This is a genomic window from Aquimarina celericrescens (genome assembly GCF_042682765.1).
GTDB classification, from domain to species: Bacteria; Bacteroidota; Bacteroidia; order Flavobacteriales; family Flavobacteriaceae; genus Aquimarina; species Aquimarina celericrescens.
This window is the reverse complement of the sequence record NZ_JBHUHY010000003.1, coordinates 103,912-117,727: the sequence shown is the minus strand read 5'-3', so window position 1 is coordinate 117,727 and position 13,816 is coordinate 103,912. Positions and strand designations below refer to the sequence as shown.

Sequence of the window (13,816 nt, the reverse complement as noted above, 5' to 3'; positions counted from 1 at the left end):
CTTCTCATAGAGAAATCAAAACCTATTAAAAATAGCATACAATTGTATGATTTATGAAGTATTTAAGCTGAACTTAAAAACCAGATACTTTGCATCTTTATTGCTTCAAGAACTAATCTATATATTCAAACCCACAATATGGAACTAATACCTCAGGAATTTTGATGCCTTTAGGTGTTTGATAGTTTTCCAGAATACCGGCAAGTACTCTGGGAAGTGCTAGAGAGCTTCCATTAAGCGTATGAGCTAATTGATTTTTACCGTTTTTATCTTTAAAACGTAGTTTTAAGCGATTCGCCTGGTAGGATTCAAAATTTGAGACTGAGCTAATTTCTAACCAGCGATCCTGTGCAGTAGAGAATACTTCAAAATCATAGGTTAGGGCAGCAGTAAATCCAATATCACCTCCACAAAGACGCAAAATACGGTACGGTAATTTTAGTTCTCTTAGGATATTTTTTACATGTTCTACCATTCCGTCTAATGCCTTATAAGAATTTTCAGGCTTTTCGATACGTACAATCTCTACCTTATCAAATTGATGAAGGCGATTCAAGCCACGTACATGGGCTCCATAAGAACCGGCTTCTCGTCTAAAACAGGGAGTATATCCTGTGCAACAAACAGGTAGTTCACTTTCCTGAAGCAGATCATCTCTAAACATGTTAGTTACAGGAACCTCTGCAGTTGGAATAAGATATAGGTCATCTCCAGTTACATGATACATTTGTCCTTCTTTATCGGGCAACTGTCCTGTGCCATATCCTGAGACTTCATTAACCAAATGCGGAACCTGATATTCTTTATAACCGCCTTCTGTATTTTTATCCAAAAAATAACTAATTAGAGCTCTTTGCAACCGGGCACCTTTTCCTTTATATACCGGGAAACCAGCTCCAGTTATTTTCACACCCAATTCAAAATCTATGATGTCATATTTTTTGGCAAGCTCCCAATGCGGTAAAGCACCTTCTTCCAGTTTAGGAATATCACCTTCTTTAAAGACTTCTTCATTATCCTCATCACTCTGGCCATCGGGTACAGAATCATGAGGAATATTAGGGATAGTATACAAGACCTCAATCAATGCAGTTTGTAGACCGGTAAGTTTGGTAGCTAGTTCTTTAGAACTTTCTTTTAACTGTGCAGTTTTTTCTTTTAAGACGTTAGCTTTTTGTACCTCTCCGTTTTTGAACAATATTCCTATTTCTTTAGAAAGGGTATTAGAATCGGCAAGGATGTTGTCTAATTGTGCTTGTGTTGCCCTACGATCTTCGTCTAAGGTAATCACTTTGTCCAGAATAGGAGCTGCATCAAAATTACGTTTTTCAAGGGCCTTGATATAGGCTTCTTTGTTTGCTATGATCTTTGATACTACTAACATGATGTCTTTTTTGGGCGATTGCCGGGCTATGCGTTATATCTTTTTTATAATTTTACCCTGAGGTTCTCGAAGGGTAAAATTATAAAAAGGATGTCACTGCTATCCCTATCGCGATGAGGGAGCAAATTTAAAGAAAAGTGTTGTTTTTAAAAGAGTATTCTAGTAATATTAATTAGGGTTTTACAGGTGAAATTTTATTTATGCAAAAAGTTCTATACCAGGATACAACTTTTTGCTTTTTTAGATACTAAAAAAAGAAATCTTCTAATCTGTATCCACCCGGAGTGAAACCAGCTTTGTTTATAGCTTCTACATAATCAGATTCTTCGTAATAGTCTTTTTTATATTTAATTACTTGATTTAAATATTCTGGATAAGAAGATATCCCCTCATACAAAGACAACTCTGCTAAGGCCACCTCCAAGGTATTAGTTTGAACAAAATTGTAGAAATTGGTGTTTTCCAATTCTGTAGGTAAACTAGGTATAACTACTTCAGTAGTTTTTTGACTATCGAATATAAGATTCCATACAAATTTTGGGTTATTTCCGCTGTCTCCTAATGAAACTTTACCAACGGTATGAGAAGTACCTGTTGTTACGAATGATATTTTTTGATTATTAATAAGATTGAAATCAATTGACCATTCTGGCCTTATATATGAAGCTAGAGGACTGCCAGATCTTTCTGTGATATAATCCCCTATAGCTATTTCATGTCTATAAGAATGAAACGAATTTATTAAAGGATATCCAATAGTACTGCTTGTGAGGTTTGGAATTCCATAATTTCTGTAAATCTCATGAAATACGTTATTATTAAAGTCATCTACACTCTCGAAACCTAAAATTTTGATGGAAACATTTTCAGCAGAAAAAGCATCAAAGGACTTAAATTCGACATTTGGAGTATCAAAATTGGCGATATCCAAAACAAAATCATTTACAATTGGGGTATTCACCTTTTGATATTTATAGGCCGTTCCATCATTAGATGGGAAATCATATGAATAAAAATAAACATTATTAGTTCGTTCGGGAGCGTAAAATTCTATATGGTATATTGGATTTTCTTGAAGACTTCCCCTATAATCTTGCCCTTCAGAGAAAACAATTGGAGAATCTGTTTCAAAGAAACCTTTCGATTCTAAGCTATTGCTTGAAACAATACTTTTTTGTTCTGATTTAGACAAAATCATTTGCTCAGGTAAAAATCTAGTCAGGTTTTGAAAGGTAGAAATTCTGCTAAATCCACCGTTGTCTAGACTATAAAATGTAACCATAAACTCATCTGTTATATTAAATTCACCTGGAGCGTGCAAAACTGTTTCGGTTATGCTTCCTTCTATTTGTTTTGCCACAATATTTGTACCATCAGGTTTGGAAGCATAGACCCAGAATATTTCAATAGCTTCATCTACAAAATCAGATGGAAATTCTAATCTTAACAAAGCTCTTAATATTTCTATGTTAGCAATACTTTCTGTTTGATTTCCTAAATAATCAATAGCAATAAACTTAAAAACTCCATTACCAACAGGATAATTTTCAGGATCAAATTCGAATTTGTAATCCAAAGTATTTTCAAAAAGCTTTATTTGTTGGTTATTATAAAAAACTTCGAGAGAAGTAACTTCAGAAAAAGCATCTGTTAACTCGGGGTTAAAACTGAAAACTTCGTCAATAATTTGTCCTTCTACAAGTGTATTTATTTTAATTTCAGGGCCAGTATTATCAACGATAAAGTTTTGTATTACCGTTGAAACATTTCCAGTTAAATCAGTCGCAATGATCTTAATTATGTTGTTCCCGTCTTGTAAGTCCGAGGTATTAATTACTGTTTCGTAATTACCATCTGTAATCTCTGTTTTGGCTATATCATTAATGAACACTATGACGTTCTCTATTTCTTCATCATCAGTCACTTCAAAGGTAAGAGGGGTTTCGTCTCCATTTATCACAGTATTATTTTCTATAGATATATTGGTTATAGATGGCATAGTGTTATCTATAAAAATCGGCTCTTCTTTAGACGTCATATTTCCAGCTGCATCTGATGCTGTAACTTTTAGCAAGTATTCTCCTGTTTCGAAGGGAGTTACGTCGACCTCAATTTTAAAAGGAGCGGTACTATCCTCATTTACTTTTTGATTGTCGATGAACGCTTCTACTTTGGATATCCCCCTGTCATCGGTAGCATCTACTTTTATTTCAAGGATATTACTTACTCGTATAGCTTCTGTAGAATTATTTCCTGATAAATCATTAAGAACTAAAGTGATATCTGAAGGTGGAGTAGTGTCGGGAGGTAAAGAGTCATCGTTACCACAGGATTGCAAAAATATAGACGTAAAAATAAAAAAGAATTTTAAGAGATTTTTATTGATTTTCAACATGTTAAAATTTTTAATAAATTAAATTTAATAAAAACACCTTGCTGAGGATTGTATTATGATGTTTGATTTGACAAAAATATAACATACGAGTTTCATTTTTTGAAACTATCAACTTTAATTTAGTTATATTTTAATACCCAAGGATTGGTGGTAAAATAATTCCATGATACATTGGCAAGATCCACTTCGGGATCGATAAAAACTTTTCGTTTTTTACCGTTAACCGAAACACTACTTTTTACATAGACCTCAATTTCTTTTCCTTCAGCAGCATATTTTTTCTTTAAATGCTGAGCAAACTGCCACATAAAGTCGGGTTTGGTATTTACCGAGCGAATTTGCTTTTTGGTCAAATGATCATTTTTCTTGATGATTTGTTGCCGGGCTTCAGTATCATTTTTATCGACAACATAGAAGTTTGTGATACCAGAACGTCCTCGTAACATCATGCGCCAGCTTAATCGGTGCCCTTCTTCGGTCCATAAAACATCTCCAGGGATAAACCAATGGCGTAAAGGCAGTGCGATCTGAATTATAAACCAAATGATAGCTATCGGAATTAAAAAGCGTTTGTACGAGGGGACTATAACTTCGTTAGCAGTATAGAACTCCTTCTTTTTCATGAAAATACGATGTATTTTTTCTCTAGAAAAGAAAAACACACTAAAGGCTAGCGATAAGTAAGGGAATATCCCTATCTGGAATACAATAGAGTTGAATAGGTGAAAAAAGATACCCAGACAAAAAATGAAGAATCTAGTTCTTTTCCATAACAATAATGGGATGACCAAAAGATCAAATAAAATTCCAAAATAGGTGACACTTACATGAGCCCAATGATTTTGTAAAATGGGTCCTACTATAGGATAATACGCACGTCCTGCCATTAGATTTTTTGCTACCGTAAAATCCAGCCAGTCAGGATAGAGTTTGGCTACCGCAGCGTAGGTATAGACGATCCAGAGTTGTATGATGATCAATAGTACCACCCAACGAGGCATTGCAATTTTTTTTAAAGATGGATTCTTTTTTACATCTACAGAAAAGTAATTTCCTGCCGGTAAAATGATCATTATAATTAATAATAAAAGTAATAAGTAATAGTGATTATTGTATGACGATTTTTGCATAAAATAAACACCTGCCCACATAATGGTGTATGCGGTCATACTTAAACGATATTTATACCCAATCATAACCAACAAACCAAAAATACCCATGATGGCAAAATAGAAATACATCCCATTGCCGGGTAATGGCTGTAAAAAATCGAATCCAATAAAGTTAAAGGTAAACTCTGGCTCGATAAGTGTTTTTTTTACCCAGCCGGTAAAAATGGCTCCGATTGCCTCTGCAGCAATTAAAAATCCAAAGAAGACTCTAAATATAATTAGAGCACTGTTGTCTATTTGAGTAAACAACCAACGATTGATCATACCATAGAATTTATATAGTCACGAGAGAATTCTTCATCTTGTTGCATAGCTTCTTGCAATTGATCAACAGAGTCAAATTTTTTCTCATCTCTGATGCGTTTAAGTAGTTCGATTTGAATTTTTCTGTCATAAAGATTAAAGGAGATATCAAAAAAATGGGTTTCTATTGTTTGTTCAGTGCCATTAACGGTTGGATTGTTACCAATATTCATCATTCCAAAATGAATGACGCCATCAATATTAGATTTAACGATATAAACACCATTTTTAGGAATAAGTTTATAGTCTTCTTTGATATGAAGGTTTGCTGTTGGGTATTGTAATTTGCGCCCTAGTTCTTTTCCTCTCACAACTCGTCCGGTAAGCATAAAATTGTAGCCTAAATATGTATTAGCTTTGGTAACGTCACCATTCAATAGCGCTTCTCGAATTTTTGTTGAACTTATCGCTACATCGTCAATATCTTGTTTAGAAATTTCTTCTACTGTGAAATTATTTTGAATTCCATAAGAAGCCAGGTCCGTTATATTTGAGTTACGATTGCGCCCAAATCTATGATCATATCCTATGATCACATGTCTTACATTAAGACTATCAACCAGCATTTGTTGAACATATTCTCCGGCACTAAGACGTGAAAATTCTTTAGTAAAAGGATGGATAACCAGATTGTCTAAACCAGTTTTCTCTAAGATCTGAATACGCTCTTCAATAGTATTAATAAGTTTAATACCAGAATCTTGTTGTAGTACCATTCTTGGATGTGGGAAAAAGGTTAGAATGACAGATTCTAAACCATTATTTGAAGCACTTTCTAACAAGCGTTCAATTATTTTTTTATGGCCAATATGCACACCATCAAAAGTACCTATGGTCACTACCGATGGTATTTTGTTGTCATATGTATCAGCACTATTGTATAGTTTCAAGAAATAAAAAATTTTGAATTATAAAATTACGGAAATGTTGGGATACATTTCTTTATTTTCCGTTAAAGATGTTCATGGTATTTGCAAGTCCGGCTGTAGTAAAGGATTTAATTAAATCAATCCCTTTTTGTAATCTTTCGGGCATGGCAGATTCTTCGTCATTATTCCATTCACCCAATACATAGTCTACTTGTCGCCCTTTACTAAATTCTGCCCCAACACCAAACCTAAATCTACAATACTTTGAAGTGTTTAACTGGGTTTCTATATCTTTAAGACCATTATGCCCGCCGGCACTACCTTTTGCTTTTAATCGTATAGTGCCAAAAGGAAGATTAATATCGTCTGTAACTACCAATAAATTTTCTAGCGGAACTTTTTCTTTTTCTAACCAATATCGAACTGCTTTGCCGCTTAGATTCATATACGTGTTCGGTTTAAGAAGAATTATAGTCCTTCCTTTATGCTTAAACGAAGTGAGGTCTCCCAGTTTTTGAGTCTCAAAAGTTAGGTCTTCTTCTTTGGCCAAAGCATCCAGAATTTTAAAACCAATATTATGTCTTGTATTATGATATTTGGGGCCAATATTACCAAGGCCCGCAACAAGGAATTTTTTCATGAGCTCTTCTTGAGTTTCCTCTTTTTCTTCTTTCTTTTTTGAAAATAATTTCCTGAAAACAGAAAGCATATTTTTTATGTTTTGTTTGAGGGATAGTAGCTGTATCTTTTTTATAATCGTACCCTGAGGTTCTCGAAGGGTACGATTATAAAAAAGGATGCAGCGAAAGCCCGGCCCCGATTTTGATCGGGGACGAACCCTAAATTTTGGTAAAAATAAAAAAAGCACTTTGATTTTTCATCAAAGTGCTTTTATAATGTTCTTTAGTTGCAAAACTATGCTTCGGCAGCAGGAGCCTCAGTCGCTGGTGCTTCTCCTCCTTCAGCAGTTGCTGCAGTTTCTTCTTCATCTTCTTCATCGTCGACATCGACAGCAGTACGAGATGTTTTCACCATACAAATTACAGTATTGTCTGGATGTAGGATAGTAAAATCATCACTGGCTACATCAGTAACATATAATTTGTTTCCAATTTTAAGTTTTGTAATGTCTCCTTCAATTACGTCTGGTAATTTTGAAGCAAGTCCTTTTACTTTAATACGTCTTAAGTTGAAACGTAACACACCTCCATTACGAACACCTTTAGAATTTCCTACAGTTCTAAAAGGAAGTTCGACAGTAATAGGTTTGTTGTCAAAAATCTCGACAAAATCGATATGCAAAATTTTATCGGTCACAGGGTGAAATTGAATATCCTGCAAGATTGCATTTATTTTTGTACCATTATCTAACGCTATAACCACGGTATGAACGTCTGGAGTGTACACTAAGTTTTTGAAAGCAATTTCTGGAGCTGCAAAGTGTACAATAGTGTCTCCACCATAAATAACACAAGGTACCTGTCCAGCATTACGTAGGGCTTTTGTTGCTTTCTTGCCCACGCTTTCTCTTTGAGATGCGTTGATTGTTAATGATTTCATTTTAAAATTTATTAATTACTAATTTACATTATAAATTTAGAGCTAATAGACTCGTTATGATGCACTCGGTGCATTACATCGGCAAATAAATCTGCACAGCTTACCACTCTAATTTTATCACTTTTTTGTTTTAGAGGAATTGAATCGGTTACGATCAATTCTTCTAATTTTGAATCTTCCAACCTATCATAAGCACTTCCCGAAAGAATAGGGTGTGTACAAATTGCACGTACGCTTTTTGCTCCTCGTTCTATCATTAAGTCTGCTGCTTTGGTTAGGGTGCCAGCAGTATCTACCATATCATCTACTAAGACCACATTTTTTCCGGTAACGTCACCAATCAACTCCATATGCGATATAACATTGGCCTTGGCGCGTTGTTTATAACAAATCACGACATCACTTTTTAATGCCTTTGAGTATGCATAAGCTCTCTTAGAACCTCCCATGTCTGGAGAAGCGATAGTAAGATCTTGCAAATTTAAGGATTGCAAATAGGGTAAGAAAATCGTAGAAGCAAATAAATGATCTACTGGTTTCTCAAAGAATCCCTGGATTTGATCTGCATGAAGATCCATCGTTATGATTCTTGTTGCCCCAGCTGTCTCTAACATTTTAGCAATTAATTTTGCTGCGATAGGAACTCTGGGTTTATCTTTTCTATCCTGGCGTGCCCAGCCATAATAGGGTATTACTGCCGTTATATGCCTTGCTGAAGCTCTTTTTGCCGCATCCAGCATTAATAACATCTCCATAAGGTGGTCAGAACCAGGATGTGTTGATCCTATGATGAAAACTCTAGAACCTCGTACCGATTCTTCAAAAGATGGTTGAAACTCACCATCGCTATATGTAGATGTAATTACGTTACCCAATTTTGCGCCATACGCAGCCACTATTTTTTCTGCAAGCTCAGTGCTTTGATTACATGTAAAAAATTTTGCTTCTGTAACTGGGGTAGGCATAGGGTAAACTATTGTTTAATAATGAGTTAAAACTTATTTTTTAAAAACAAGGTGCAAATTTAAAAATTTATTTCAACTCTTGGGCTTATTTTATTACTTATTTGCTGGTTGGGAATAAATAATTTTTTAATTTTGCCGTCCAGTTCAAGGATTAATGCTCAAGTGGCGGAATTGGTAGACGCGCTGGATTCAAAATCCAGTTCTTTCGGGAGTGTGGGTTCGATTCCCACCTTGAGTACTGATAAAAAAGACTATTATATTGTTAATCAATATTTTAGTCTTTTTTTATCTCTGAAAAACCCCACATATCTCCCACAATACATATCGTTTTTTATTCTCCGTAGGTTTTTTATACTTTTATGATGCATTAATAAACTCTATGGTATGAAACCAGAATCTTGCGCTGATATCGAACAAAAAATCATGAAATTAAAATTCGAATATGATGATTTAAATCCTATAGATATAGAGAGGATGGAGGAGATTAAAAATGAAATAAATAAACTAGTTCATTTATTGTTTGTGAAAAGTGACGAGGAGGGCTATTACTATTTTGCCTGTGCTCTTCCGGTTTATAAGAAAACACTTTCTGATCGTCTTGAATCTGTAAAACGAACTATGAATCCTGGAATCACACTTCAGAAATTGATGGAGAATGATTATAAGGTTATTGACAATGCAGAAATAAATCAGGTAAACTCTGGCTATCCATCTTTTATGATGTCGTCTTTGAATAGAGAATTATTGAAACAAGCCCGATCCGAAAAGTTGGAGTATATCCAAAAACGGTTTAACGATGATGGTTTGATGATGTTTAAGTCTGGTAATGATTACGATTTGGTAAATATACCAACGGATGGTCTGGAGGAAGATGATGTGGATAGAAGTACAAATGCTTTGAAAATTGCTTTGATGGTAGAAGCGGGTTCTTTGGATACAGAAGTTATGAAGAACTTATATCGTTCATCTCTTAAAGATTATTATAAGGCTATTTCAAAAATGACGGGAGTACACTCGAGAGATGTACGAGGGTTTCTGAACATTCTAAATAAAAGTAGTACAGAAAGTTCTGGTAGGTATCCAACGGAAAAATGGTTGCCAGAAGCAAGAAAGTTGTTGAAAATCATATAGTTTACAATCATATAGGTAGATATTAATCAAAGTGAGGGGATTTTTTTTGGATTCCCCCTCGCTTTTTTTGTTGCATAATATTAAACTACAGAAAAATGCAACAAAATATTCAATTTGTACAGATTACACCGGAGGAATTGGTAGAAAAAACAGCGCAAAGAACCGCTGAACTTCTCGAGGATAAAAAAGAAGATTCTAAATCTACTGATAATCCCAAAAAACCAATGACCAAACAGGAAGTAGCGGATTATTTTAATGTCAATCTTTCTACTGTTTACCGCTGGGGAAAAGATGGTATACTTTCGCCTTTGGGAGTAGGTGGTAGGGTATATTTTGACCGAGAGCAAGTAGAGGGTTTGGCGGTTAGTCTTAATGAGAAGTAACAACTATTATTTATAAGATGATTGATTATCTTAAAATACTTGTTACGGATATGAGGGTATGGGATTACTTCCTTAATCACGAAAAACTTGTCTTTGTCCGGCAAATAAAACGAAGTGACCAAGAGTATGATGTAATAACAAAGGAGTATAAGGGGATCACCTTTGTTTTTCACGAAAAGTGCCTATGGATATATTTTAAGCCTCACTATTTTTTTAATGACAATCTTCATAACTCTAATGATTTTACGGTTTACGATTGTATAGGTGTTTTAAGTGACTTTTTAGAGGTTTTTAGGGAAGTTCGAAAGGAGTTATTGGAATGCCCCGTTATTAACCTAGAATTTGGGGTTAACGTAATCTCACCAATTTATGTTAAAGAATTGCTTGATAGTATTCTGTATCATGGAAAAAACCTCTTTCGTATTCAGGAGAACTTACCTTACTCCAAGATAAGCAGCAAGATAAGACAAAACGGCAAAGCGAATGATTACAAAATGATTAAAGCTTATGCAAAAGGATTGCAGGTATTTCCCGGATATGATAATCAGCATCATCCCAATACTTTTAGGTTTGAGGTCAAAAGCAAGCAAAGTAAATACATCAATCGACTTGGTATTAAAATCTTTGGAGACTTACTTAACTTGCAAATCTATGAAACACTAGCTGATCATATTTTGATATAGAGTTTCACGAGGTTTTGATTATAGATAATTCCGCAGCCCCAGAATTAAATAAGAAGGAGAAAAAGAACTTCTATAAATACCTCAACCCTAATACCTGGCGCAAGTATCTTAATAGCAGCCGAAATACTTTTAATAATAATAAAAATCAGTATTGTTCATTTTTAAGTCGTGATCAAAAAAACATAAGAGACCTTCTGATAGGGAAAATAGTAGAAAAGCTAGAATGTTTAAAAAATTGTGCAGATTCCACACTTGTACCAGAAAGTATACATAAGGGTTTTCTTGCTAATTATAGCAATAGTATAATTGGAAATGGCACAAAAGAATATGGAGTGTGTTTGGTTACTGGAGTTAGTCTTGCTTTTAATAAAAATAATAAAAGTGATACATTAACCGAAACAGGAATTAGATACTGTAGAAAACATAAACCTGATCTATATAGAAAGATTATGGGGATACATTCTACCCAAAAATGGGCAGCCTATCCTCTAGAAGTTAGGGAGCGAGAAGCCGCGCATAATATTCGTGACTATAAACGGAACTATAGAGTAAGTGAGCATTGTAGGTACAGACCAGGGCAGTATAATCTTTTAGGTGATTTTGATATAGTGCCTTTACTGCTTAGAGAAGTAAAAGGAATAAATGTAAAATAATTTCTTTTGTTTAAATATTGTAGGTAATTGAAAAATTTATTATTGCTCTGTGTTTGGTTGTACTATAAGTTTTTACAGTTCTGTAAATACATTAGTGTCAAAAACTCAAAACATCTACAATTAAAAGCTCAAAAAATACCCCACCCCTTTGTTTAAATCTATTTTCCTAATTGCAGAAATTGTATATAAACTACTATACCGTCTCATGTTCAAAAACAGATAGTACATTTATTTTTGTAAGCCTCACAGGTTGTATAATTTTAAGACGGCAAAAACAAATATGTATTGATTTGGTATATACTAAACATTTCTAATTGGGTATGTGAGGAGTATGGATTATTTCTTGTATATTTTGATCTTAACTGTGTAAGCATAGACGAAAAAAATGGATTGTAACAACAAAAACTCAAAAAAATTATCTCCCTTACAAAAGAAAGGAGCTATACTGGCAATTCTAAACAAAATGGAAGTAAGTCCTGCTTATAGGAAAAGAGTAGAAGAGGTTTTAGAAGAGAATCGATTGAGGCGAGAAGCATAGGAATAATCGTAGAGCTGTTTTATTCATGAGGTTATGATTTTGAACTTTCTTTCTTTTTTGTTATTAGATAGATAGCGAAAATAGAAAGTCCAATTACGTAGAGCATTTTCTTTATAAAATACTCTGAATTGTTTTGAAATTTTTCAAAATTTGTTGCTAACAAATAACCAAATCCAACAACATTTAAAAGTACTATGAGACTAATTAGTAATCCACTTACAAGGTTTACGTCAATTGAGGCTCTTTTTTTAAAATCTTTAAAATTTAGTTCTGAGTATTCTTTTGCTTTTGTTTTACCAGATTGTTCCCATTTACTACTTTTTTCATTATAATTTTGAGCACTTGTAGTTGTTTTCCCTTTTTGTTTATGAAACTCATTAAACAAAAAATCATATTGTTTTCTTTCTTCGCTGTTTTTTAAAACCTCATACGCTTCTGTTATTTCTATAAATTTTGTGGCAGCATCACTTTCTTTGTTCTTATCGGGGTGATATTTATTGGCTAATATTCTGTATGCTTTTTTAATGTCTTTTAAAGAAGCTTGGTTGTTGATATTTAAATCTTTATAATAGTTTCTCATATAACATCAATTCCACCAATAATTTCCTTTAGAATCGGTAAGTACTCCTTTTCATTTTTTGTAGTATATATTCCTTGAATAATGATCATTTTATTATCATAAAAAATGATGTAATTTATTGCTGATAACTTTTTGTCATTACTACCGGTTACAGAGGCTTTAGCATATTTGGCATTAATATTATCAATTTTCTTACTACCAATTTTATGAAAATGACTATTAGGGCTAAAAAGGTTTTGAATTACTGTTTTTATTTGATCATTGGTTATATTCTTTGCATCTGCCATTCCGGTTTGATTTGGCATTTCTATTACAGAGAACTGTACTGTTTTTCCTAAGTCAAAAGACATAGCGCCATAGCTGATGTTGTTCTTTGCCTTGATATAGTCCATTTCAACCCAATTTTTGGGATAGGAATATTTTAAATGTTCGTAAGATTTAGTAATCCAGTTACTTTTATCTTTTTTAAGGTTTTTTGAGGGTTTAGGTTTTTCTTTTCTTATGATATGTTTTGGGTTTATTTCAGCCAAAGGGACTGCGCTTGCAACATCTCCAAGTTTTTCTAACGTAGTAAGCTTTCTGTAAAAACTTTTATGCTCCTTAATCCATCGTTTTTTGGTTGTGTCCGTATTATTTTGATTAGAGGTGTTTTCTAAAACTTCTTTATAACTTAATTTACCCGACCGAAACACAATCGTATCGTTTGTCCCTTCGGTAGCGACTATAATTATCTCTTTTTGATCTTTTTTAAGGGTTTCTATTTCTTTTAGGGCTTCATCATATTTTGATTGTGAGACACATCCAACAATCAAAACGGGGGTTATAACTAAAAATACTTTTCTCATTATTTGGGCTTAAAATTTATATGGCTGTTATTCATAGTCAAAAACTAAGTCAAGTATTTCAGGTTCTTTACTATAATCCAGATATTTAAAACGTTTAAATTGCTTGTTGTCCAGATAAAAAGTAACAAAATAGTTTTTTGCATCATAATTATCACGGTGCTTATCACAGATCTTTGATAAGACATCTTCATTGAACTCTTTGTTTAAGAATATGTGAATACTAGCTTTTGTTCCACTGCTTTTTATTTGGTGTTCTGTAACTGTGTAGTTTAAATCTTTTGGAAGTTCTAAGTTGTTGCAACTGATTTGAGAAATACAGGCTAATAGGATTGTTATGAAGGTCTTTTTTTTCATT

15 protein-coding genes and 1 tRNA gene are annotated in these 13,816 nt (G+C 33.6%); 6 read left to right on the top strand and 10 right to left on the bottom strand.

The window, feature by feature from the left end:
* Positions 1-112: 112 nt before the first annotated feature.
* The 7 genes from serS to ACFSJT_RS04350 all read right to left on the bottom strand — a co-directional run bounded on the left by serS (position 113) and on the right by ACFSJT_RS04350 (position 8,648).
* Positions 113-1,384 carry a serine--tRNA ligase gene (gene serS, locus ACFSJT_RS04380; RefSeq protein ID WP_378319002.1) on the bottom strand — a complete coding sequence of 424 codons (1,272 nt, stop codon included), beginning with the start codon at positions 1,382-1,384 and terminating at the stop codon, positions 113-115.
* A gap of 247 nt (positions 1,385-1,631) precedes the next feature.
* Positions 1,632-3,779: an Ig-like domain-containing protein gene (locus ACFSJT_RS04375; protein ID WP_378319001.1), complete on the bottom strand. Its 2,148-nt coding sequence runs from the start codon at positions 3,777-3,779 to the stop codon at positions 1,632-1,634.
* 119 nt (positions 3,780-3,898) lie between these two features.
* Complete coding sequence (locus tag ACFSJT_RS04370) at positions 3,899-5,215, bottom strand: HTTM domain-containing protein (RefSeq protein ID WP_378319000.1); 1,317 nt, start codon at positions 5,213-5,215, stop codon at positions 3,899-3,901.
* Positions 5,212-6,144 carry a bifunctional riboflavin kinase/FAD synthetase gene (locus tag ACFSJT_RS04365; protein ID WP_378318999.1) on the bottom strand — a complete coding sequence of 311 codons (933 nt, stop codon included), beginning with the start codon at positions 6,142-6,144 and terminating at the stop codon, positions 5,212-5,214. Before ACFSJT_RS04365 ends, ACFSJT_RS04370 begins: the two co-directional genes overlap by 4 nt.
* A gap of 52 nt (positions 6,145-6,196) precedes the next feature.
* Positions 6,197-6,832 (bottom strand): aminoacyl-tRNA hydrolase, encoded by a 636-nt coding sequence (gene pth / locus ACFSJT_RS04360; protein ID WP_378318998.1) that lies wholly within the window; start codon positions 6,830-6,832, stop codon positions 6,197-6,199.
* 206 nt (positions 6,833-7,038) lie between these two features.
* The gene (locus ACFSJT_RS04355; RefSeq protein ID WP_378318997.1) at positions 7,039-7,683 is read right to left on the bottom strand and encodes a 50S ribosomal protein L25/general stress protein Ctc; all 645 of its coding nucleotides are present in this window, start codon (positions 7,681-7,683) and stop codon (positions 7,039-7,041) included.
* A 23-nt stretch (positions 7,684-7,706) separates the two neighbouring features.
* Complete coding sequence (locus ACFSJT_RS04350; RefSeq protein ID WP_378318996.1) at positions 7,707-8,648, bottom strand: ribose-phosphate pyrophosphokinase; 942 nt, start codon at positions 8,646-8,648, stop codon at positions 7,707-7,709.
* A gap of 156 nt (positions 8,649-8,804) precedes the next feature.
* Here ACFSJT_RS04350 and ACFSJT_RS04345 point away from each other — a divergent pair.
* The 6 genes from ACFSJT_RS04345 to ACFSJT_RS04320 all read left to right on the top strand — a co-directional run bounded on the left by ACFSJT_RS04345 (position 8,805) and on the right by ACFSJT_RS04320 (position 12,036).
* A tRNA-Leu gene (locus ACFSJT_RS04345) sits at positions 8,805-8,886 on the top strand.
* Positions 8,887-9,032: 146 nt separating this feature from the next.
* Entirely contained in the window at positions 9,033-9,779 is a 747-nt protein-coding gene (locus ACFSJT_RS04340) for a hypothetical protein (RefSeq protein ID WP_378318995.1), read from the top strand.
* 95 nt (positions 9,780-9,874) lie between these two features.
* Positions 9,875-10,162 (top strand): helix-turn-helix domain-containing protein, encoded by a 288-nt coding sequence (locus ACFSJT_RS04335; RefSeq protein ID WP_378318994.1) that lies wholly within the window; start codon positions 9,875-9,877, stop codon positions 10,160-10,162.
* Positions 10,163-10,212: 50 nt separating this feature from the next.
* Positions 10,213-10,845, top strand: a complete 633-nt coding sequence (locus tag ACFSJT_RS04330) for a hypothetical protein (protein WP_378318993.1) — start codon at positions 10,213-10,215, stop codon at positions 10,843-10,845.
* 14 nt (positions 10,846-10,859) lie between these two features.
* Positions 10,860-11,498, top strand: a complete 639-nt coding sequence (locus tag ACFSJT_RS04325) for a hypothetical protein (protein WP_378318992.1) — start codon at positions 10,860-10,862, stop codon at positions 11,496-11,498.
* A gap of 385 nt (positions 11,499-11,883) precedes the next feature.
* Positions 11,884-12,036, top strand: coding sequence for a hypothetical protein (locus ACFSJT_RS04320; protein ID WP_378318991.1), 153 nt, complete (start codon positions 11,884-11,886; stop codon positions 12,034-12,036).
* Between the two features lie 31 nt (positions 12,037-12,067).
* Here ACFSJT_RS04320 and ACFSJT_RS04315 read toward each other — a convergent pair whose 3' ends face one another.
* Genes ACFSJT_RS04315 through ACFSJT_RS04305 form a run of 3 tightly spaced genes read right to left on the bottom strand, consistent with a single transcriptional unit; the run spans position 12,068 to position 13,815 of the window.
* Entirely contained in the window at positions 12,068-12,616 is a 549-nt protein-coding gene (locus tag ACFSJT_RS04315; protein ID WP_378318990.1) for a J domain-containing protein, read from the bottom strand.
* The gene (locus tag ACFSJT_RS04310) at positions 12,613-13,461 is read right to left on the bottom strand and encodes a hypothetical protein (RefSeq protein WP_378318989.1); all 849 of its coding nucleotides are present in this window, start codon (positions 13,459-13,461) and stop codon (positions 12,613-12,615) included. The genes ACFSJT_RS04315 and ACFSJT_RS04310 overlap by 4 nt, the downstream gene beginning before the upstream one ends.
* 27 nt (positions 13,462-13,488) lie before the next feature.
* A complete protein-coding gene (locus tag ACFSJT_RS04305) occupies positions 13,489-13,815 on the bottom strand; it encodes a hypothetical protein (RefSeq protein WP_378318988.1) in 327 nt (108 codons plus the stop codon).
* Between the last annotated feature and the right edge of the window lies 1 nt (position 13,816).